Raw genomic sequence first — 21,422 nt, forward strand, 5'->3', positions numbered from 1 at the left:
GGTGACGGTCCGAGACGTCGCTGGATTCAGCTTCGCTGTTCATGCCTGACCTGACCGTTCATGACGGTCATCAGCACCTTTGTGTTGTGGATGTCGTGCGGGGCGACTTCGAACAGGTTTCTTTCAAGCACGATCAGATCGGCGAGCTTGCCGACCTCGATCGAACCGACCTTCTGGTCGAGCCCGAGCTGATAGGCCGGGCCCATGGTGGCGGCGCGGATCGCCTCTTCGAGGCTGATCCGCTCGTCGAGCGGCACCAAGGCCGGCTGATCCGGCTTGTTCAACTCCCGCCGCGTGGTCGCGATCTCGATCGCATCCAGCGGCTTGTAGGTGCTGTAATAGCCGGCGGCCGGCCAATCGGTGCCGAGCGAGATGTTGGCGCCATGACGCAGGATCGAGCCGGTGCGAAACGCCTGCTCGGCGCGCGCGCCGACGCGCGGCCGCATCACGCCCTGCCAATAGGCATCCGCCACCGACCATTGGGCGGAGAACTGCGCGGTGACGCCGAGCTTGGCGAAGCGCGGCAGATCGTCAGGCGAAACAAATATGAGATGCGCCAGCGTGTGCCGGCGATCGCGCGGCGGATTGACCTTGATCGCGGCTTCGAACGCGTCCAGCGACAGGCGGTTGGCGCGATCACCGTAGGAATGGATGTGAATATTGAGGCCCGCCCTGTCGGCGCGGCGGATGATGTCCTTGAACTGATCCGGCGGGACCAGCGTCTCGCCGCTCGTGCTCGGATCGTCGCTATAGGGGGCCAGCAATGCGGCGGTCCGTTGGGCTTCGCCGCCGTCGATGTTGAGCTTGAGAACGGGGGCCTGCACCAGTTCGGAATTGAAGCGTCGACGCAGGGCCTTCGCGATCGGCACGGGGTCGATCGCCGGATTGTTGTGGTAGGTCGATCCGACCACACGGAACGGCAGTTTCCCTTTGCGCTCCAGGTCCTGATAGAGCTTGTAGCCGGTCTCCTCGGGGAGAACGAGCAGTCCGGCATCGAACACGCTGGTGATGCCGGCCGCCGACGCCTTCGGCAGCCACTGTGCGAGCGAGTCCGCAATATAGCCGGGCGTGAACGGCGAGACCGCGTTGAGGACCGGAAACATCGCCGGTGGCTCGACCAGATAGCCGGTCGGCTCTCCCGAGGCCGGGTCCCGCTCGAAGTAGCTGTAGCCGGGCAACGGATCCTTGGTCGCCTTGGTCACCTTGGCAATCGCCAGCGTCTTGGAATTGACCCAGGCTGAATGGCCATCGATCCCGACGAGAAAGACCGGCGTGTCCGGCCAGATCTGATCGAGATCCTCCTTGCGCGGGCCGGTCGGCGGAAAGGCGTTATAGCGCCAGCCGAAGCCGCGGACGATGCCGGCCTGGCCCAGCTTGGCGCGATAGGCCTTCAGGGCGTCGAGCATCTCCTCCCTTGTGTCGTATTGAAGATCGACACCCCGAGTCACGACAGCGCCCGCTATCGGATGGATGTGTCCTTCCACGAAACCGGGCAGCAGCATCCTGCCGGCGAGATCGACGACGCGGGTCTTTGGGCCGATGAAGGACCGGACGCCCGCGTCATCGCCGACATAGACGATGTGTTGTTGCTTGACGGCGACCGCGCGGGCCCATTCCCGGCCGCCGTTCACGGTGTAGACCGGGCCGTTGCGAAACACGATGTCGGCCTTGCCGCCGATGGTCCGCGCCTCGGCGTTCGCCGGAGCGGACACCGAGGCGACGCCGGCCGCAGCGAACGCCGCGCCTGTCTGCAGGAGCTGGCGTCGTGACGGCTCGGCCTCGTTGACGGAGTCAAAATCAAGCTTGAGCAAACCACGGAATCTTGCCCAGTTGCATGCGATGCACATGCATTCACCTTTGCACGCTCTGCGGGAAACCGCATTCTTCCCGATTCCGAGGATTGTATGAACTCGGGGGAACTACGTAGCCCTTTGCGTGCGAAGCGTTCGCATGAACTGCGCGTGTTCGAGACGATTAGATTCGAATGACTGTCATTTCGGTGGACGCCGGCCTGAGCATCGACCAGTTTGCGATTGGGTCACGAACTCATCCGAGCTGCAGAGTTCAGTTGATGGCAGCGAAATCGATGTAACCTGCAAGTGCACGATTCTGGCCGTAATGCTCCAACCGAGGGGTGACGGCAGACCGACGGAGTGAAGAATGTTCACACTGGTACATGCAGGGACTTGGCTCGTCGTTGGCTTGATTGGTGGCGGCCTTGCCGGAATCCTGGTGAAGCGCCGCCGAGCAGGTTTCGGGCTTTTGACCAACATCGGATTGGGATGCGTCGGCGCCCTCATTGGTGGTGTCCTGTTCAACCTGTTTGGGCTGTTTCCAGGCATGGGCAGCATCGTCATTTCGCTGCGCGACGTCGTCGCGGCGTTCGTCGGCTCGCTTGTCCTGCTGGCGGCAATCTGGTTGTGGGGCGCGGCCCGCGAACGGAGTCCGCGCTGACCGCAGGCGGTCGACAGCCGGAGTGACGCGCGGTCTCCGCCCGCCAGTCGCGCGGGCGGATGCCGAAGCCCATGAGCTGTGCTTCTCCGATCCGGCGCGGCTCGCGCACGCGATCATGGATGCGGGACGGGCCTGACGGCGCGCGGCGTAACGCTCCCAGTCGACGTCACATTCACCGGGGCGCGATCGGCCAGAGTGATCTCCGATGAACGCAGCTCGGCGGGGTACCCTTCTCGACCTTCGGACTATTTCAGCACGATCCAGGCCGGCGCGTGATCGCTGGCGCCGTCCTCGCCGCGGATGAAGCGGTCGACGCCGGCCTTGCTAAGGCGCGGCGCGAGTTGCGGGCTCAGCAGCAGGTGGTCGAGCCGCAGGCCGGCGTCGCGCGGCCAGCGGTTGCGCTTGTAGTCCCAGAAGGTGAACATCGGCGCGTCCGGATGCAGCGTGCGGATCGCATCGCACCAGCCTTGATCGACCAGCGCCTTGTAGGCGGCGCGGCTCTTCGGCTGGACCAGCGCATCCTTGTCCCATGACTTCGTCGGGTAGATGTCGAGCGTATCAGGCGCGACATTGTAGTCGCCGGCGAGCACGACCGGCAGGTCGTCCTTGATGAAATCAGCCGCGTGCTTGTGCAGCCGCTTGAACCAGGCGAGCTTGTGGTCGAATTTCGGCCCCGGCTGCGGATTGCCGTTCGGCAGATACAGGCAGCCGATGACGATGCCGCGCACCGCGGCCTCGATGTAGCGCGCCTCCTTGTCCTTCGGATCGCCGGGCAGGGCGGTGCGCGTCAGCACCGGCTCTGCCTTGCGCGCGAGAATCGCGACCCCGTTCCAGGTCTTCTGCCCCTGCCACACCGCGCTGTAGCCGGCCTTGGCGATCTCATCGACGGGGAAATCGGCCTGGATGCATTTCAGCTCCTGCAGGCAGACGACGTCGGGCCTGGCCGCGCCCAGCCAGCGCAGCAGGTTGGGGAGACGCCGCCGGACATTGTTGATGTTGAAGGTCGCGATCTTCATGATGCCCGTTGCATTGAGGGGAAGGCCCGATGTCCAAGCTCGCAATCGCCATTTTGTTCACGCTGATGCTGAGCCTTGCGGATGCGGCCCGCGCGCAGCTGCTGCCGACCGACGAGCAGCGCGCCACCTGTCAGGCCGACTACGCAAGGTTCTGCAGCGATGTGCTTCCCGGCGGCGGCCGCATCATCGCCTGCCTGACGCGCAACTATGCTCAGCTCGCCGACGCCTGCAAGAAGGTGCTCGACGCCGCGAAGAAGGGCTAGCCGCGGGGACGTCGCGCTTCCGCGCATCCCCCGGCCGACGCTGGCGAGCGAGGCGCGCGAGCCGAGTGCGGTTGTGTGGCTATTTCGGTCGTGACGTCACGAGCGCGCGGATCTTGTCCGCATCCGCCGGCGTCGCGGGATTGTAGATCACCATGGTGAGGTCGGGCCGGCCATCGACGGCGAAGCCCGAAAATTCCAGCGAGAGCGATCCGGCGATGGGATGCTGCAGGACCTTCACGCCATCGCCATGCCGTCCCTGCACGTCGTTGTCGCGCCACATCGCCGCAAATTCCGGGCTCGTCGCGCAGAGCTCATCGACCAGCGACTGGACATTGCGGGCCGCACCGGCGCGCGCCACGTCGGCGCGGAAGGACGCGACCACATAGCGCGCCACGGCCTGCCAGTTGGGCTGTGCGGCGCGGACACGGCTGTCGTGGAACATCATGCGCAGAACATTGCGCTTGCCCTCCGGCAGGGTGCTGTAGTCTGTGAGAACAACCGTAGCCGCCCTGTTCCAGGCGGCGATGTCCCATGTCGCCGTGCGAACGAAGGCCGGACTGTATTCCAGCGTGTCGAGCACGCGTTGGAGACGGGGTGAGATGCCGTCGATCGCGTGATAGCGGGCTTCGGGTGGCCGGCCGAGACCGAGCAGGAACAGATGCTCGCGCTCGGCGTCGGTCAGCATCATGGCGCGAGCGATGCGGTCAAGCACGTCGGCGGATGGGGCGCCGCCGCGCCCTTGCTCGAGCCAGGTGTACCAGGTGGCGCTCACATTGGCGCGCTGCGCCACCTCTTCGCGCCGAAGCCCCGGCGTTCGCCGCCGCTGCAGCGGCAGGCCGAAGGCGGTCGGATCGAGCCTGGCGCGGCGATCCCTGAGATAGGTCCCGAGAGGGTTAGCGTCCGTCATCCTGTTAGCGATTATACCCGTATAAAGTCACGACTTTACCCGCATGAGCAGCCTAGCAATATCCCGGCGGTCTGAACAGGGAGTGTGTCTCATGCGCGTATTCGTCACCGGCGCCGCCGGATTCATCGGCTCCGAAACCACCAGGGAGCTGATCGCCGCCGGGCATCAGGTCATCGGCCTCGCGCGCTCCGCCGAGAACGTCCGCACGCTCGAGCAACTGGGCGCGCAGGTTCATCGCGGCTCGCTGCAGGACCTCGACAGCCTGAAGCGCGGCGCGAGGGATGCCGACGGCGTGATCCATCTCGCCTTCATCCACGACTTCGCGAAATTCGCGGAGAACGGCGCCATCGACAAGGCCGCCATCGAAGCCATGGGCGATGTGCTGGTGGGCACGAACAAGCCGTTCATCGTCACCTCCGGAACGGGGCTCGTTGCGGCCAACGTGGTGGTCACCGAAGACATGCGGCGCGAGTCGTCAGCGCATGTCCCGCGCGTGTCCGAGCAGGCCGGCCTGGCCTATGCATCGCGCGGTGTGCGCGCGATGGCGATCCGCCTGCCGCAGGTGCACGGCGCCCCCGGAAAGGCCGGGCTGATCTCTTATCTCGTCGAGCTCGCACGTCAGAAGGGCCGCGCCGCCTATGTCGGCGAAGGCACCGAGCGTTGGGCCGCGGCGCACCGATCGGATGTCGCCCGCATCTACCGGCTGGCCCTGGAGAAGGGCGTGGCAGACGCGATCTACCACGCCGTCGGCGAGGAGGGCGTCCCCATGCGCGAGGTCATCGAGGTGATCGGTCGCGCGCTGAACGTGCCGGTCGTTTCGATCAGTAAGGAGGAGGCGGGCGATTATTACGGACCGCTGGCGATGTTCGCGGGCCTGGACATGCCGGCCTCCAGCATCCTGACACAGCAGCGCCTGGGCTGGACGCCCGAGGGCATCGGCCTGATCGCCGACATCGGCCAATCGGGTTACTTCAAGCCGTGAGCGCCGGCCACGACTGTCGGTGCGCGTTCGCGCTCCGCCACGATCTGTGCGGCTGCCGGCTGTTGGCCGTTAAGAGGTTCTCTGCCAATCGGAGATTGAAAAGCCCGGCCCCCGACGTTGAGTCGTGTAGTCGTCGCGTCACGGACGTCCCAGAGTGGACAACGATGCTCTTGCCCGACAAGCCAGGAAGAGACAGCGATCCAGGCGCGTTCATCGCCAGGCGACGTCGAGCCTGGCGGCCTCGGCCAATAACCCGGCTGCGATCTGGTGCTGGAGCGGGCGGAGTTCGCTCCAGCACGGATGACGCCCGGCTGAAAGCCGCAAGGGAGCTTTGGCTCAGTTGGCAAGCCACTTACTTGAGAATTCGAGCGCGAGCTTATACCTGCTGACTGCACCTTCGTCTTCACAGGGCACAGCAATGGGGTCTCGCGCTACTTCAAATTCGCGGTCCGCCACATATCCGACGGTGAAACACTTCTGCTCATGCTCACCGAGTCCCCTGTTCTTCATCTTGAATGTGAGCGCGACAAATCCGGCCTCAAGAATGCGGTTCTTCCATTTCACGGTTCCGTAGTCGCGCAACTCACTTGCGACGTCCTCCAATTCCCACTTGCCCGCGATCCTTTCCCGATACCACGTTGCCAGTGCGGGCCACCAGTGCCTCACATAGGTCTTGTCATCGCGTTCGCTGCCCTGTGCTGCGAATTCCTTGACATGATCCGTGATGAGCTCTTGCAGTCCTCGTGCTAACGCTCCGCTCTCCTTCTGAAGCCTTTCCTGGCGGTCGCGCTTTTCGGCGTCAGACTGTCTACTCTGGAGTTCTTCACGGTACTGGTCGTCCTTTTTCTTCTGCTCCAACTGTCGCTTTTCGCGCAATGATCTGGCTTCGGCTTCTGCGACGTTTTTCGCCTCGGCCTCGACGTCGGCGGGCGTCAACCAGATCGGCAGAACGTGATAGTTGAGCTTGTCCCGCTGCAAGCCCGCAATCAACTCTCGCAGATCCTTGGATGCGCCGTAGATCGCTCCACACTGACCGCGCTTCGCCGATACAAAGGCGCTCTCGATCGACGTGGAGATCACCTTTGGGGAGGACCCTAGCTCAACCTGCAGTCGATCGGATGCGCGTTCGATGAGACTCTCATGAGCTTTCTCCCGATCAGCGACCGTTTGACATACGACCGATGTTCCGTTCGCAATGGAGACAAGACCGAAGCCGTCGATCGCCTTTCTTTGCAGATCGTTCTCCAATTGCAGGCTCTTGATGCTGTCTGCGTTCCTCGCGTTCTGCAACTCGCGCTCGCTGACACTGCCAAGCAGCGCGAAAGCACCCCTGTCCACTGCCTTTAGAACGGCGCTGGCGACCTTGGCCGGGAGAGTCGCAAAGAGGCCCCGGTTGACCGCGACCAGATCGTAGCGCCCCAGGCTATCCGCCTCACATGGGGAAGCTGAGACGCCGACGGTACGGGCACCTTTTTCGACAACCTTACCCTTCAGCTCCGACATGCCGAAGGCGTCCAGGTTGTTCTCGTGAAGGAAGCACAATGTTGCGCTACCTCGATCGAACACAAGGTCGCCTCGCATGTTTCGCACGACGCCCGCTTGGCCGCTTTCGTTCACGAGGATCAACGTTTCATCGAGAGGTCCCTCGACGAGAAGCCGGTTTCGGCCGGTTGCCGCTGGGATGGAGCTCCGGCTCTGAATTGGATGTTTGGTGCGATAGTCGCGGTATTCCTGTTCGAGGTGCAGTCGCCCCAACTCTTGCTCGGAATCTGAAATAGTCTGCTTGAGGGCGTCCGTCTCCGGCCTGACGAGTGCTTCCGAAAGGCGGCCCTTCAGCTTGATGAGATCCTGCGCGTTATCCGACGTGATATTTCGTTTTGCGTAGCTCTCAACAAAGTCCGCCATGGTTCGCGTCGTATCCGAAAGTTGATCCAGTTCCGCCCTCGCAGCTTCCTCGCGTGCCTCGTCCCTAGACGTTCGAAAAGGCTTGAACTCCGGAATTTCGTCGAGGCGGCGTTGCAAGGTGGAAAACGCGTCCGAAGTTTTGACTGGATCCCTGGTGCTGAGCGCTCCTTTCAATGCCGCGACGAGCGGCCCGACTTCAAGAGGCACGAGACTGGCATTCTTTTTCGCGAACTCGGATAGATCGCTCAGCAGACTTTCAGCGCTGACCTGCAGAGCTTTTGCGGTCTCCTCTCTTTGCTTCTGTCGGATCTCGTCTGCCTTTTGGTCGAGCACGTCGATGCCGGCCTTGATTTGGCGTGCGCAGCTTTCGGCGCCGTCTTTGGTGGCGCGGATCGCCTCCAACCGCACCATAGCCTTGGCGATGTCGGCGCCTCGCTGCTGAGCCCGTACAGATGCGTCGTCACGCTCCGAAGTCTTTTGATTCAGTTCCTGCTCAGCGGCCGCCAACGTGGACCGCAGCTTCGCCAGTTCCCGAGTGATTTCCTTTTGCCGCGCTTTGGACGGCCCCGTCTTGAGCTCGCCCTCGCGCTCGGAAATCTTTCCGGATAGGGCATTCAGCCGGGCTTGGCTTTCGCTGACGGAATCACTGAGCCTTTGGACGTCATTCACAATCTTCCTGCGTTCGTCAGGCGGCCCTGTGAGAACCGACTGTTGTCTATCGGCTGCCTCGACGTCTCGGGTCAGCCGGTCGGTTTTGAGCAGTTGGGCGTCCAGTTTGGCACGATAGGTTTGGGTGCTCGAAGAGATGGCCGAGATAGCCATTTCCAGCGTCGTTGCAGACGAGGCGGCTGCGCTCGCGGCGATGTAAACTGGTCGTTCGTTCGGGGCGCCAAAACAGGACTCGGCGTCATCTTTTGATGATGTCGGGTCCGCCATCAGTCTTGCCACGCCGTCTTTGGCGACCTGATTTGTCGGATCTATCAGCAGGGCGTACTGATAGTCTCTGAGTGCGTCTTCGGTGTTCGCACCGGAGGCCTCGAGTGCCTTTGCTCGGCTGAGGCGAGACCAAATGAAGTTTGTCTTCAGCGCGATCGCCTTGTTCAAGGCCGAGAGAGCGCCAACAGAGTCATTGAGGCCCAGATATGCCGCGCCAAGATTGGCGTAAGCGTAAGAGTATTTCGGATTGAGATCGATGGCAGTCTTGCAGTCGGACAGCGCGGGTTGAAAAGCCTGCTTTTGGTTGTAGGCGGAACAGCGGCCATCGAAGGCGTCCGCAAGGCGGACCCGGTCGGGACCTTTTGCGTCGATCACCCTGGTGCAGCCTGCGAGGCGCGTCTCGGTGTCGGAAGACTGGCAATCCTTCCATGGATCGGGCGTAGGCGACGGGTCAGCATTGGCCTGTGGACTTTTGGTCGATGGCGCGGACAGAGTGGACGCATCGATTGCAAAGAAGCGGAGCCGTCCACGCCCATTGGCATCATGGCTTTCTGCCCAGACAAAGCCGGGTCCGCCGGCGACCCTATATATTGGAAGATCTTGACGTATGGATTCCTGGTAGTTGCCGGCGAAATCCACGAGCATGCCACCGGGACTGCGTCCCGAAGCAACCGTCGCAATGGCGGTAGCATCCAGCGGCTCAAGAATGACATTGCCCCAATAGGCGATGACGCCGCTCACTCCAGCGGTATGCTGAGGCCTGGGAAGGATCCGCGGTTGCTCGCCGTAGGTCCGCGACAACCGCTCGATGTCGCTGCTGACCTCTCCGGGGTCAAAGAAGGCAGGATCCAGAGAGCGATTAAGGTAGTAAACTCGTCCGTTTTCGGTGTGCAACATACTGTACGACGAGAGATACTCTCCTCGCGAGGCGCGCTCGGTTCGCTGCTTTTGGCACCACGTGAAACCAGAAAACTGGTCGCTCGGCCGACACTGGTATTCTTTATAGAAAGCCGAGTCATACGAAATGGTGCTCCCCAACGGGATCTTGTCAACCCTGTACTTTGATGGAAGTCCCGCGGACGGTGCTGATTGCGTCGGGTCCGGGTTGACCCGACCTGGCTCTGGTGCCGGCTGCCAGCGGGTGTTTGCTTGTCGCAGATCACTTTGAGAGCGGCAGGTCGTCAATACGTCGTAGAGTCTCGTGTCGGATGGAGATACGCCGTTGTTTGCTAGCACCTGGACGCTAATGCCGCGCTGACGGAGGGTCTCATCTACGCATGTCAGGGTGGTTGGTGGAAGTTTCCTCCACTCTGCCTGAGTCGCTTGGGCGATCGCCGACTGCATAATCGCGCCAAACATATTCATGAAGTCTCGGGAGCCTTGGGCGAAGGACGAACTTCCAACGAGTCCGCATCCAAAGGTCAGCAAGGAGCCAATCGTCCAAGCGCGTAAAAGCCGGCGCATTGTTTACACCTAAATAAAAGCGATCTTCAGACAAAACAGAAAACTGCCGCCTGCCTTAGTATGCGTCAATATCAAGACTCGGGTAGTCTAGGTAAGACCTTAGCATGGGTGCGCTGCAAGAAAATGTGGGCATTGTTGTTCGACGCCGGAGATACCTGCTCAATGCGTCAGCGGAACTTCCGACCGCTAATCTCCGTGCTCCGGTACGCCAGATTTCCCTGCAATTTCAACGCGACTCGCCCTGTCCAGTCCTTTCGCAGAAAATATTTCTCTTTCGTTTTTACAGAAATCGTGCTTCTCTGTCGCCGTCCCGCCTCGGCACGAGGGGCGTATCGCGATCGTCACGGCACGCGGGGTGGGATGCGGTGGGCGCTTTGGGTCGCAGCATGGCTGATGCTGTGCGGACGAACGGCTTAAGGCGCACGTCGAAAACGTATGGTCCTGGCATCCCGACGCTGATGCTACGCCGGTGGTGATGATGATCCGCCGGTCACGGGGGCAAGACAGCCCGGTCCCCGGGGAGAGTACGTCATAAGACGTAAAGCCATCGCGCAGGGAATGCCGGTTGACCGGCTGGACCTGTGGTGACTGCCGCCTGCTTTTTTCTGCAGGCGGGCCATGGGTTGCGGCCAGCACCCGGCATTCCCTGCGCCCTCGTTCTGCAAGAGGGTGACATCGAGATGCAAGCCTCGGGCGTTTCATGCCGCGAGAACGACAGCGCATGTCAAAGCATCGTCATCGCGAGCGTCGCGCCGATCCCGTAGCCCGGATGAGCGCAGCGATATCCGTGTTCGCCGATACGGCGCATGGGACCTCGGATGTCGCTGCGCTCATCCGGGCTACGGCAGCGCGATTTGTCGTAACCGCGTGGCGATATCTATCCACGGTGTTGCAGCGGTCGTGCGCACCACAATCAGGGAGCGCGGCGCGATCAGCCCTCGGCGATTGTCGCCGCGCCGCCCTTGTAGATGCGATGATAGCGCCGGCCGAGATTGGTCAGGACTTCGTAGCCGATGGTGCCGAAATGATGCGCGAGCTCGTCGACCGTGATGCCCTCGCCGAGCAGCGTGGCGAAGTGGCCGCGGCGGGCGGCCTTCGGCGGCAGGTCGGTGACATCCACCGCGATCAGGTCCATCGAGATGCGCCCTGCGATCGGGCAGCGTTGGCCGGCGATGATGACGTCGGCGCCGCGGGTGCCGTCGTTGGAGCTCGCCGCGCGGAAATAGCCGTCGGCATAGCCGGCGGAGAGGATCGCGATCTTTGTCGGGCGGCGCGCCGTCCAGGTGCCGCCATAGCCGACCGTGTCGCCACGGGCGAGGTCGCGCAACTGCACGATGCGCGCCTTGATCTCGGCCACCGGCTGCATCGGATTGTCGGCCTCCGGCGTCGGATTGACGCCGTAGAGCGCAGCACCGGGACGCACCATGTCGAACTGGAACGAGGCGCCGAGGAAGATGCCGGAGGAGGCGGCAAGCGCGGCGGGCACGCCGGTGAAGACGCTGGCGACCTCGCGGAACGTCGCGAGCTGGCGCGCGTTCGACGGGCTGTTGATCTGCTCGGCGGAGGCCAGATGGCTCATGACCAGCGTGATGCCGTGGTCGCCGCTCTGGATGCGCGGGATCATGCCCTGCGCATCGATCGGGGTGAGGCCGAGCCGGTTCATGCCGGTGTCGACATGGACGGCGGCGCCGCCCTTCCAGCCGGTGCGGCGGCAGAAGATGTCCCATTCGGCGAGCTCGTTGAGCTCGCCGATGACCGGGCGGCAGTTGATCGCGGCGTAGTCGTCGCCGGTGTTCTGGAAGAAGCCGTCGAGCACGTAGAGCGCGGCCGTGTCGGGCAGGGCCGCGCGGGCGACCTTGGCCTCGGCGAGCGTCGCGACGAAGAAGGTCTTGCAGCCGGCGGCCGCGAGCGTGCGCGCCACCTGCGGGATGCCGCAGCCATAGGCGTCGGCCTTGATCACGCCGGCGCATTCGGCCGGCACCGCGGTCTTTTCCAGCTTGCGCCAATTGGCGGCGAGCGCGTCGAGATCGATCGTCAGCACGCCGGTGGCGCTGGCGGGCACCTGGACCTCCTCAGGACCGGGGGCGGGCTGATCAGCGGCGGGTTTCAGATCGGGAACGCTCATGTCGCGCTTTTACGCGGTGCAGCGTCCCGGTTCAACAGCACACGGTCAATAGTCGTGATGCTGCGGCGGCAGGCCGTCATGGGCGAGGTCGCCGAAGCGCGTGACCGAGGCGTCGAAGTGCAGCTCGACCGTGCCGGTCGGACCGTGGCGCTGCTTGCCGATGATGACTTCGGCCTTGCCGAGCGCCAGATCCATTTCCATCTGCCACTTCTGGTGCTCCTCGGTGCCGGGGCGCGGCTCCTTGGCGGCGAGGTAGTACTCGCCGCGATACACGAACAGCACGACGTCGGCGTCCTGCTCGATCGAGCCGGATTCACGCAGGTCCGACAGCTGCGGCCGCTTGTCCTCGCGGTTCTCGACCTGGCGCGACAGCTGCGACAGCGCGATGATCGGAACGCTGAGCTCCTTGGCCAGCGCCTTCAGGCTGGTGGTGATCTCGGTGATTTCCTGGACGCGGTTGTCGTTGCCACGCTTGCCCGAGCCCGACAGCAGCTGGATGTAGTCGATCACCAGGAGGTCGAGGCCCTTCTGGCGCTTCAGGCGGCGGGCGCGCGCCATCACCTGCGCGATCGAGATGCCGCCGGTTTCGTCGACATAGAACGGCAGCGACTGCAGCTCGATCGAACATTCGCGCAGCTTCTCGAAATCGGCCTCGGTGATGCCGCCGCGGCGGATGTGGCTCGACGGAATGCCGCTGCGCTCGGCGATGATACGGGTGGCGAGCTGCTCGCCGCTCATTTCGCACGAGAAGAACCCGACCACGCCGCCCTGGGCGGCCCGATAGGTGCCGTCGGGCTGCAATTCGGGCACATAGGCCTGGGCGACGTTGTAGGCGATGTTGGTGGCGAGCGAGGTCTTGCCCATGCCCGGACGGCCGGCGAGGATGATCAAGTCGGAGTGCTGCAGGCCGCCCATCTTGGCGTCGAGATCGCGCAGGCCCGTCGAGATGCCGGACAGCTTGCCGTCGCGCTGGAACGCCTTGGCGGCCATGTCGAGCGCGGTCGTCAGCGCCTGGGAGAATTTCTGGAACCCGCCGTCGTAGCGTCCGGACTCCGCGAGCTCGTACAGCCGGCGCTCGGCGTCCTCGATCTGGTTGCGCGGCGCGAAGTCGACCGGCGCGTCGTAGGCGACGTTGACCATGTCCTCGCCGATGCCGATCAGGTCGCGGCGCAACGACAGGTCGTAGATGGTGCGGCCATAGTCCTGGGCGTTGATGATCGTGGTCGCTTCGGCCGCGAGCCGTGCCAGATATTGCCCGACGGTCATGCCGCCGATGTCGACGTCGGCGGGCAGGAACGTCTTCAAGGTCACGGGCGTCGCGACCTTGCCCATCCGGATCAGGCTGGACGCGGTCTCGAACACGGTTTGGTGCAGCGGCTCGAAGAAATGCTTCGGCTCGAGGAAGTCGGACACGCGATAGAACGCGTCGTTGTTGACCAGGATCGCGCCGAGCAGACCCTGTTCCGCCTCGATGTTGTGAGGAGCGCTGCGATAGGCCGGCGTTGCTGCGTCAGCCGGCGCCAGCTTGTGAACGTTCGAATCGGTGAGTGCCATGACCGCGTGTTTAGCAGCTTTGAAGGGGAGGGGATAAAGCGCCAGTCGCGCGCGAAGCGGAAGCGAAAGCTGAGCGCTATTCACCGTCCGGTAAATCTGGTGGATGAATCCGGACTCGCCAGATGTCGCGCTTGACGGAACCGGCGGGACTCAACGCCGCGCAGGCGGGAGCGACGCGCCGCTGCAATCAGGGAACGCGATCGTTCGACAGTTCTGCGATATGGGAACGGGAGCCGGCACGCCCATGCGCGCCACGGCCGCCAGCGGATCCGAGCGGGACGTCAGACCAGCAGCAGATAGAGGAGGGCGAGGAGGGAGGCACCCACGCCGGCGGCAATCAGCGCGTAGTCGGTGCTGAAGTCGGTCTGCGGTTCCAACATGGCTCTGGTGGGGCTCTGGGACATGCGGGGACACTACGGCCAGGCTTTCCCGGGGTCTGTGAGCCAGTTCACAGACCGCACGATTTGTTTGAAAATTTGAGTCGGATGGGCGTGATCTCGCGCGCGAGACGCAACCTGTCCACCGCGCGTCTCAAAATTGAACGCGAGCCCGGCGCGGCGCTGCCGAGCGAATGCGGGCGTCCGTCTCTGCAAGACCATCGCGCTGATGCCGCCCTCCGCTGTCGTCCCGGGCCGCGCGCGCTACTCCCCCGCCATCCGCAGCGCCGGACGGCTGCCGCGCTCGCGCGCCCGCAGCCGCGTCTCCTCACGGGGAATGTAGTCGCGCGTCATCGGCACGACGCCCTGGCGCTTCGTCAGCTGGATCTGGACATTCATCAGGTTCTGCTTGCGGAACGCCATCTCCGATATCGCCAGGTAGAACTCCCACATTCGCGCGAAGCGCTCGTCATAGAGCTGCACGGCCTCGTCGCGCCGGGCCATGAAGCGTTCGCGCCACGCCTTCAGGGTCTCCGCGTAGTGCAGCCGCAGGATCTCGATGTCGCAGACGAGCAGCCCGGCGCGCTCGATCGCCGGCAGCACCTCCGAGAGGGCTGGGATGTAACCGCCGGGGAAGATGTATTTGGCGATCCATGGATTGGTCGCATCCGGCCCCCCGGAGCGTCCGATCGAATGCAGCAGCATGACGCCGTCGTCCGCGAGCAGCTCGGCGCAGCGGCGAAAGAAGGTGTCGTAGAAGGCGACCCCGACATGCTCGAACATGCCGACCGAGACGATGCGGTCGAAGGTGCCGGGCACGTCGCGATAATCCTGCAGCAGGAAGCGGGCGGAGGCGGAGAGGTTACGTTCGGCCGCGCGGGCCTCGGCAACCTGCAACTGCTCGGCCGACAAGGTCACGCCGGTCACGTCGGCATCACACATCTCAGCCAGGTAGAGTCCAAGCCCGCCCCAGCCGCAGCCGATGTCGAGGATGCGATGGCGGCGGCCGATCAGCAGCTTGGCCGCCAGATGACGTTTCTTGGCGAGCTGGGCCTCGTCCAGCGTCGCGTCCGGCGTCTCGAAATAGGCGCAGGAATATTGCCGGTCGGCATCGAGGAACAGCGAATACAGCCGGCCGTCGAGATCGTAATGATGGGCGACGTTGCGGCGCGCGCGTCCCCTGACGTTGAGCTGGCGCAGATGGCGGGCCAGGTAGCGCAGCCACCATTGCGGTTTTGCCCAGTCGGGCACCACGGCCGGCTGGCTCATCACGATCGACAACAGATCCGCGATCGATCCCCGTTCGACCACGAACGAGCCGTCCATATAGATCTCGCCGAGCGCGAGCTCGGGATTGGCCAGAAGCCGGCGCTCGGCTTCGTGGGTCAGAAATCGTGCCGCCACGGGAACACCGGTTCCATCCCCGCAGCTGAACGTCGTGCCGCTGGCGGTCGTAAAGCTGATCGACCCACGGCAGATGAAGCTACTCAACAGACTTCGCAGCAAACGGTCCATCCACACCACCCAACGAGCCATCCCGTGAGTTGTTGACTTTCCCGGCCGTCGCACTCGACGCATCGAGAACCGATTGGTTCCCTATCATCACCTTGTTATGTTACTCAGCGGGCACAAGCCGACGCCACTGCCATGAACACAAAGCCGATATTCCGTCATGTCATTGATCGATGGACATCTCAGCGCAGGAACATCTGTGCGCTTTCATTCGCTCCGCAATCCGTTAAAAAGGCCGCGGCCGCCGGCCTTTTGGCCGGTGTCCGGCATCTGACCGCCGGACGAGGTCCGAAGGAATCGCCATCGAGGGCGTGGAGCGACCGCAACGTCCGCTGTCACGTTCGGCTGATAGCGAGAGGAAACACGGCAGCGGATGTCGCGCGGGGGCGGCGCCGTGTGGGCGAAACCATAGCTGGAGAATGAGAATGGTGGGCCGAGCGCTCAATTTGGCGACGGTGGTGGCGGTGTTCTGCATGGGCTTTGCGGGGGCCGCCGTTGCGCAGGAAAATCTCGATGCGGGCAAGAGTCCTGCGCAGATCTACAACGGGACCTGCGTGGTCTGCCACAAGTCGCCGCGCGGCCTGGTCAAGAACACTTCGGCCGGCTCGCTGCCCGGGTTTCTGCGCCAGCATTATACGACGAGCCCCGAGATGGCCGGCGTGCTCGCCAACTACCTGATTGCGAACGGCGCTGCGGATGCGCGCTACACGGGCCATTCGGCCAAGGACGGCAAGGAGACGCGGTCCGAGCGCCGCGCCCGGTCGGCCGCCACCGAGCCGTCGGAGGCGAAGCCAGCCGCCGCGGATGCTGCTGCCAGCCCAGGCGAGCCGCGCCGCCGTTCGGGTCATCACTCCAAGCGCTCCGCGCCGGCCGAGGCGAAGCCCGACGCGGCAGCGGATCCAACCGCTGCGCCGGCCGACGGCGAGGGCAGCGCGCCCGCGAAGAAGGGTAGGCTCGGCAAGCGCAAGAAGCCGGCCCAGGAGGGCTCGGCTGCGGAGGAGACGCGCGGCGAGCCGACCGGTGCGACCCGGCCGTCGCCGTCGCGAGAGGACAGCGCCGCCGGCTCCGAGCCGCCGCGGGTCGAGCCGGCGAGATCGAGCGACGCCGCCCCGGCGCTGCGGGCCGATCCGGTCCCACCGGTGACGCCGGCGCCGGCCACGGCCCAGTCGGTGCCGTCGGATCCCTCGGTTCCGTCCTCGCCCTCGCGGTGAGACGACAATGAAAAGATGAAAAAGCCCGGCTCGTTGAGCCGGGCTTTTCCGCAAATGGGCTGAGTGCGCTTACTGCTGCGCGGGCTCGCCGGCAGCGCCCTCGTCCTGGGCCTCCGGATCGAAGAACTCGCCGGCGGCGGCAATCGCTTCGGCGGCGGCGTCGCGGTCCTCCTGGCGGGTCGAGATGTCCTCGCCGCGCTTGATGCGCTCGGCCTCGTCGGCGCTGCGGGCGACCGTCACGGTCACCGAGGTCTCGACCTCCGGGTGGATCGCGATGGTGATCGTCTGCTTGCCGATCGTCTTGATCGGGGCGTCGAGCCAGACCTGCGGCCGGCTGACGGTGATGCCGTCGGCGGCCAGCGCGGCGACGATGTCACGCACCGAGACCGAGCCGAACAGCTGGCCGGATTCTGAGGCTTGGCGGATGATGACGATGTCGCGGCCGTCGATCTTCTCGGCGACCTTGGCCGCCTCGCCCTTGGCCTTGATGTTGTTGGCCTCGAGATCGGCCTTCATGCCCTCGTACTTGGCCTTGTTCTCGGCCGTCGCCCGCAGCGCCTTCTTGCGCTTCAGCAGGAAGTTGCGGGCGAACCCGTCCTTGACCTTCACGATCTCGCCCATCTGGCCGAGCTTGGCGACACGTTCCAGCAGAATGACTTCCATCGATGTTCTCCTTGTGATGTTCGGAAGCGGTTGGTGTGAGGTTGAACCTTTACGGCACCGGCAAAGGCGGCGGCTGCCGCGGGCCGAAACGGTGGCGGAGGTCGAAGGCGGCGTCGGCGAGGCCGAGGACGATCATCGCCAGCATGGGGATCGGCCAGATGAAGGTCAGCATCAGCGCGTAGGCGAGGCCGAGCCAGAGCGGCCGGGTGCGCAGTGGCAAGGTCAGCGTATGCAGGACCGCGAAGCCGGTCAGCGCATAGGCGGTCAGCAGCGCTGCGGCGGCGATCCGCGCCAACATGCCGATCAGTCCGCCTGGGAAGCAGAAGGCGATGATCGCAAACAGCGCCGGAAGCGTCATCAGCGGCAGCTTGGTGTCACGCAGGCGAGGCCATGGGCGCATCAGCCGGCCGGAGATCGCCGTGATCTTTGCGGCTGCCAGAACGTTGAGCGACAGGATCGTGGTCATGATCACCGCGGCCATGGGCGGCGCCATGAAGACCAAGAGCTCGATCAGCCGGGGAATGTCGACCGCGTCGGTCGACGTGACGGTATTGCCGAGCACGCGCGACAGCAGCCGCCTGAGACCCTGATTGGTGGCCGTCATGTCGGTGCCGAAGGAGAACGCGGCGATCAGCGCCGCGATCACCGCGATCCACAGCAGGATATGGCCGGGCGGATACCATTCGATGCCATCCTGGCCGGACGGGCTGGTCGTCGGACGGCCGAGCAGGACGAGGTGGCCGAGCCACCAGGCCGGCAGCGTCACGGAGACGGCAAAGGCGAGAGCGCGATCGAAGCCGAAGATGGCCAGCACGCAAGCGGTTGCCACGAGACCGCCGATGACAGCGCAAGGCCGGCCCCAGGCGATCGCGGCGACCAGCAGCGGCACGGGCGCGAGCAGCGCAAGCACGAGCGCCGTCATCACGCCCGACCCGGTCGAGGCGAACATGACCGCGGAGGCAGCGCCTGCCGCGAGCGCGATGAGAAGCGTTCCGATCATCAGCTGTCCCGCTCCCTTCGAGCGGTTAGAGGCGTGATGGCCCCAACCATCGGCGACCGGACGACCCGGAAGCCTTATGAGAATTCAACGAGAGGAGCCGGCGGCGCGGGGCCGCCGGTCCGAGGTCCGCAATCAGCGGATGACGTAGGGCAGCAGGCCGAGGAAGCGGGCGCGCTTGATGGCGCGCGCGAGCTCGCGCTGCTTCTTTGCCGAGACGGCCGTAATGCGGCTCGGCACGATCTTGCCGCGCTCGGACACGTAGCGCATCAGCAGCTTGGAGTCCTTGTAGTCGATCTTCGGCGCGTTCGGCCCGGAGAACGGGCAGGTCTTGCGGCGGCGGAAGAACGGGCGACGTGCGGGGGCTTCAGCCATTGATCTTACTCCTCGTCCGCAGTTTCTTCGTCACGGGGACGGCGCGGGGGACCGCGATCACCACGGTCGCCACGATCACCGCGGAAACCGCCGCCATCGCGCTCACCACGGAAGCCGCCGCCACGGTCGTCGCGCTCACGGTCGCGATCGGCCTTGCGCATCATCGCCGACGGACCTTCCTCGAGCTCGTCGACGCGGACGCTCAGGTAACGAATCACGTCCTCGCTGATCCGCTCCTGACGCTCGATCTCGGCGATCGCCGCCGAAGGCGCGTCGATGTTGAGCAGCACGAAGTGCGCCTTGCGGTTCTTGTTCATGCGGTAGGTGAGGGAGCGAACGCCCCAATTCTCGGTCTTGGTGATCTTGCCGCCGAGACCTTCGACGATGCCGGTCATCTGGGCCGTCAGTTCTTCCACCTGCTGGGTGCTCGCGTCCTGACGCGCGAGAAAAACATGCTCATAAAGAGGCATGGCTGTCCTTTCCATGTTGCGCAGATCCCGGCGTCAAGCCCTTCGAGCCCTTGTGGAAAGGACTCGCAGACGTCAGCTCAGAAGGCGGGAACACGGGACGACGGGCCGACTGGCCCTGCCCCACCAAAGTCGCCTGGACATCCTGGAGGAGATACATCCCCAGGATCGAGCAAGGTTAATTTGCTGGGACCGTCCGTTCAGCTCCCGGCTCGGGATCCACGGATGGCGGGCCTTATACCGATTTTCGGCGCCAAGGCAAGGGAAAGTGGTCGAATTGCGCCCGTCACGCGCTTGACATCCCAGCCTTTGCCAGTGTCTTTCCGGCCAAAGCTACTCAATTCCAGGGATTTTGGAACGTTCAGGGGGCGGCCATGACGGCAGCATTCACTTTTCCGGGGCAGGGGTCCCAGGCCGTCGGCATGGGCAAGGCGCTCGCGGACGCCTTCCCGGTCGCCCGCTCCGTGTTCGAGGAGGTCGACGCCGCCCTCGGCGAGAAGCTGACCGCCCTCATCTGGGAAGGCCCGGCCGAAACCCTGCAATTGACCGAGAACGCCCAGCCCGCCCTGATGGCGGTTTCGATGGCAACCTTGCGGGTGCTGGAGGCCGAGGCGGGGTTCTCGGTCGGGCGTGATGCGGCCTTCGTCGCCGGCCACTCCCTCGGCGAATATTCGGCACTCGCGGCTGCCGGCAGCCTGACCATCGCCGACACCGCCCGCCTGCTGCGGACGCGCGGTCTCGCCATGCAGAAGGCCGTTCCGGTGGGCGTCGGCGCCATGGCCGCGCTGCTCGGGATGGATTACGAAGCCGCCGTGGCTGTCGCCGACGAGGCGGCCCAGGGCGAGGTCTGCCAGGCCGCCAACGACAATGGCGGAGGGCAGGTGGTGGTGTCCGGCAACAAGGCCGCCGTCGACCGCGCGGTCGAGATCGCGCGCGGCAAGGGCGCCAAGCGCGCCATGCTGCTGCCGGTCTCCGCGCCGTTCCATTGCAAGCTCATGCAGCCGGCGGCGGACGTCATGGCGGAGGCGCTGTCCAGGGTCACCATCAAGGCGCCGGCCGCGCCGCTGGTCTCGAACGTGCTCGCGGCGCCGATCAGTGATCCCGACGAGATTCGCCGTCGCCTGGTCGAGCAGGTCACGGGTACGGTGCGCTGGCGCGAATCGATCGCCTATATGGCGAGCCAGGGCGTGACGCGGTTTTTCGAAATCGGCGCCGGCAAGGTGCTGAGCGGCCTGGTCAAGCGGATCGCGGACGGTGCGGTCGGTGTCGCCGTCGGCGGACCGGCGGACATTGCGGCCGCCAAGGATGCCTTGGCGGCGGCCAAAACGTCGTAAGGGGCTGCGTGCAGCGGCATTGAGGAGAGTTTGATGTTCGATCTGAGTGGCAGGACCGCGCTGGTCACCGGCGCGACCGGCGGCATCGGCAATGCGATCGCCAAGGCATTGCATGCCCAGGGAGCGACCGTGGCCGTTTCCGGCACCCGGCGCGAGGTGCTCGAGACCCTCGCGGGCGAGCTGGGCAGCCGCGTGCACGTGCTGCCCTGCAATCTGTCGGATACGGCCGAGGTCGAGGCGCTGGTACCGGCCGCCGAACAGGCCATGGGGCAGGTCGACATTCTCGTCGCCAACGCCGGCATCACCCGCGACAACCTGTTCGTGCAGCTGCGCGACGAGGATTGGGACGAAGTGATCAAGGTCAACCTGACCGCGACATTCCGCCTCTCGCGTGCCGCCACCAAGCTGATGATGCGCAAGCGCTTCGGCCGCATCATCGCGATCACCTCGATCGTCGGCGTCACCGGCAATCCGGGGCAGGGCAATTACACGGCGTCCAAGGCCGGCATCATCGGCATGATCAAGACGCTCGGTGCCGAATATGCCAAGCGCGGCGTGACCGCCAACTGCATCGCCCCGGGCTTCATCAAGACACCGATGACCGACGCGTTGAACGAGAAGCAGCGCGAGTCGATCCTCGCCAAGGTGCCGGCGGCGCGGTTGGGCACGCCCGAGGACATTGCTGCAGCTGCGGTGTACCTCGCCTCAAACGAGGCGGCCTATGTCACGGGCCAGACCATCCACGTCAATGGCGGCATGGCCATGATCTAGGCTCTGCCGCGGCTCGGAATGCGGCGAAAAGACGTCGCGACCACCATACCGGGCCGTGTGGTCAATGATTCGCGTGTATGGTAACCGGGCGGCTGATGGGGGCACGAAG

17 protein-coding genes are annotated in these 21,422 nt (G+C 64.5%); 6 read left to right on the top strand and 11 right to left on the bottom strand.

The features are described 5' to 3' along the window. Window positions 1-26 precede the first annotated feature (26 nt). Complete coding sequence (locus tag QX051_RS21215) at window positions 27-1,811, bottom strand: amidohydrolase (protein ID WP_315777473.1); 1,785 nt, start codon at window positions 1,809-1,811, stop codon at window positions 27-29. 349 nt (window positions 1,812-2,160) lie between these two features. Here QX051_RS21215 and QX051_RS21220 point away from each other — a divergent pair, with 349 nt between their 5' ends. Continuing rightward, complete coding sequence (locus tag QX051_RS21220; protein WP_315739380.1) at window positions 2,161-2,454, top strand: GlsB/YeaQ/YmgE family stress response membrane protein; 294 nt, start codon at window positions 2,161-2,163, stop codon at window positions 2,452-2,454. Window positions 2,455-2,699: 245 nt separating this feature from the next. Here QX051_RS21220 and xth read toward each other — a convergent pair whose 3' ends face one another. Further along, window positions 2,700-3,470, bottom strand: coding sequence for an exodeoxyribonuclease III (xth, locus tag QX051_RS21225; protein WP_315777474.1), 771 nt, complete (start codon window positions 3,468-3,470; stop codon window positions 2,700-2,702). Window positions 3,471-3,499: 29 nt separating this feature from the next. Between xth and QX051_RS21230 the strand changes: the two genes are divergently transcribed. Next, the gene (locus QX051_RS21230; RefSeq protein WP_315777475.1) at window positions 3,500-3,733 is read left to right on the top strand and encodes a cysteine rich repeat-containing protein; all 234 of its coding nucleotides are present in this window, start codon (window positions 3,500-3,502) and stop codon (window positions 3,731-3,733) included. A 79-nt stretch (window positions 3,734-3,812) separates the two neighbouring features. Here the strand turns inward: QX051_RS21230 and QX051_RS21235 are convergent, their stop codons facing one another. Beyond that, window positions 3,813-4,640: a helix-turn-helix transcriptional regulator gene (locus tag QX051_RS21235; protein WP_315777476.1), complete on the bottom strand. Its 828-nt coding sequence runs from the start codon at window positions 4,638-4,640 to the stop codon at window positions 3,813-3,815. 91 nt (window positions 4,641-4,731) lie between these two features. On the opposite strand from QX051_RS21235, the gene QX051_RS21240 reads away from it, so the two are divergent. After that, a complete protein-coding gene (locus QX051_RS21240; RefSeq protein WP_315777477.1) occupies window positions 4,732-5,622 on the top strand; it encodes an SDR family oxidoreductase in 891 nt (296 codons plus the stop codon). Between the two features lie 336 nt (window positions 5,623-5,958). Here the strand turns inward: QX051_RS21240 and QX051_RS21245 are convergent, their stop codons facing one another. From QX051_RS21245 to QX051_RS21260, 4 genes are all read right to left on the bottom strand, one after another. After that, a complete protein-coding gene (locus QX051_RS21245) occupies window positions 5,959-9,828 on the bottom strand; it encodes a hypothetical protein (protein WP_315777478.1) in 3,870 nt (1,289 codons plus the stop codon). Between the two features lie 1,030 nt (window positions 9,829-10,858). Beyond that, complete coding sequence (alr, locus tag QX051_RS21250) at window positions 10,859-12,052, bottom strand: alanine racemase (RefSeq protein ID WP_315777479.1); 1,194 nt, start codon at window positions 12,050-12,052, stop codon at window positions 10,859-10,861. Between the two features lie 45 nt (window positions 12,053-12,097). Continuing rightward, a complete protein-coding gene (locus tag QX051_RS21255) occupies window positions 12,098-13,606 on the bottom strand; it encodes a replicative DNA helicase (RefSeq protein WP_315755750.1) in 1,509 nt (502 codons plus the stop codon). Between the two features lie 641 nt (window positions 13,607-14,247). After that, window positions 14,248-15,498: a cyclopropane-fatty-acyl-phospholipid synthase family protein gene (locus QX051_RS21260; RefSeq protein WP_315777480.1), complete on the bottom strand. Its 1,251-nt coding sequence runs from the start codon at window positions 15,496-15,498 to the stop codon at window positions 14,248-14,250. 422 nt (window positions 15,499-15,920) lie between these two features. Between QX051_RS21260 and QX051_RS21265 the strand changes: the two genes are divergently transcribed. Beyond that, window positions 15,921-16,706 carry a hypothetical protein gene (locus QX051_RS21265; protein WP_315777481.1) on the top strand — a complete coding sequence of 262 codons (786 nt, stop codon included), beginning with the start codon at window positions 15,921-15,923 and terminating at the stop codon, window positions 16,704-16,706. 69 nt (window positions 16,707-16,775) lie between these two features. On the opposite strand, the gene rplI is transcribed toward QX051_RS21265, so the two are convergent. The 4 genes from rplI to rpsF form a co-directional block, all read right to left on the bottom strand. Further along, the gene (rplI, locus tag QX051_RS21270) at window positions 16,776-17,369 is read right to left on the bottom strand and encodes a 50S ribosomal protein L9 (protein WP_315739393.1); all 594 of its coding nucleotides are present in this window, start codon (window positions 17,367-17,369) and stop codon (window positions 16,776-16,778) included. Window positions 17,370-17,418: 49 nt separating this feature from the next. After that, window positions 17,419-18,369, bottom strand: a complete 951-nt coding sequence (locus tag QX051_RS21275; protein WP_315739394.1) for a hypothetical protein — start codon at window positions 18,367-18,369, stop codon at window positions 17,419-17,421. A 132-nt stretch (window positions 18,370-18,501) separates the two neighbouring features. Then, the gene (rpsR, locus tag QX051_RS21280; protein ID WP_008963441.1) at window positions 18,502-18,741 is read right to left on the bottom strand and encodes a 30S ribosomal protein S18; all 240 of its coding nucleotides are present in this window, start codon (window positions 18,739-18,741) and stop codon (window positions 18,502-18,504) included. 5 nt (window positions 18,742-18,746) lie between these two features. Then, window positions 18,747-19,211 carry a 30S ribosomal protein S6 gene (rpsF, locus tag QX051_RS21285; RefSeq protein WP_315739396.1) on the bottom strand — a complete coding sequence of 155 codons (465 nt, stop codon included), beginning with the start codon at window positions 19,209-19,211 and terminating at the stop codon, window positions 18,747-18,749. A gap of 371 nt (window positions 19,212-19,582) precedes the next feature. Between rpsF and fabD the strand changes: the two genes are divergently transcribed. Continuing rightward, window positions 19,583-20,542 (top strand): ACP S-malonyltransferase, encoded by a 960-nt coding sequence (gene fabD, locus QX051_RS21290; protein WP_315777482.1) that lies wholly within the window; start codon window positions 19,583-19,585, stop codon window positions 20,540-20,542. 33 nt (window positions 20,543-20,575) lie between these two features. Beyond that, window positions 20,576-21,313 (top strand): 3-oxoacyl-[acyl-carrier-protein] reductase, encoded by a 738-nt coding sequence (fabG, locus tag QX051_RS21295; RefSeq protein ID WP_315739398.1) that lies wholly within the window; start codon window positions 20,576-20,578, stop codon window positions 21,311-21,313. Window positions 21,314-21,422: the final 109 nt, after the last annotated feature.

The sequence above is a fragment of the Bradyrhizobium sp. SZCCHNR1053 genome, from assembly GCF_032381235.1.
In the GTDB taxonomy this organism is placed as follows: domain Bacteria; phylum Pseudomonadota; class Alphaproteobacteria; order Rhizobiales; family Xanthobacteraceae; genus Bradyrhizobium.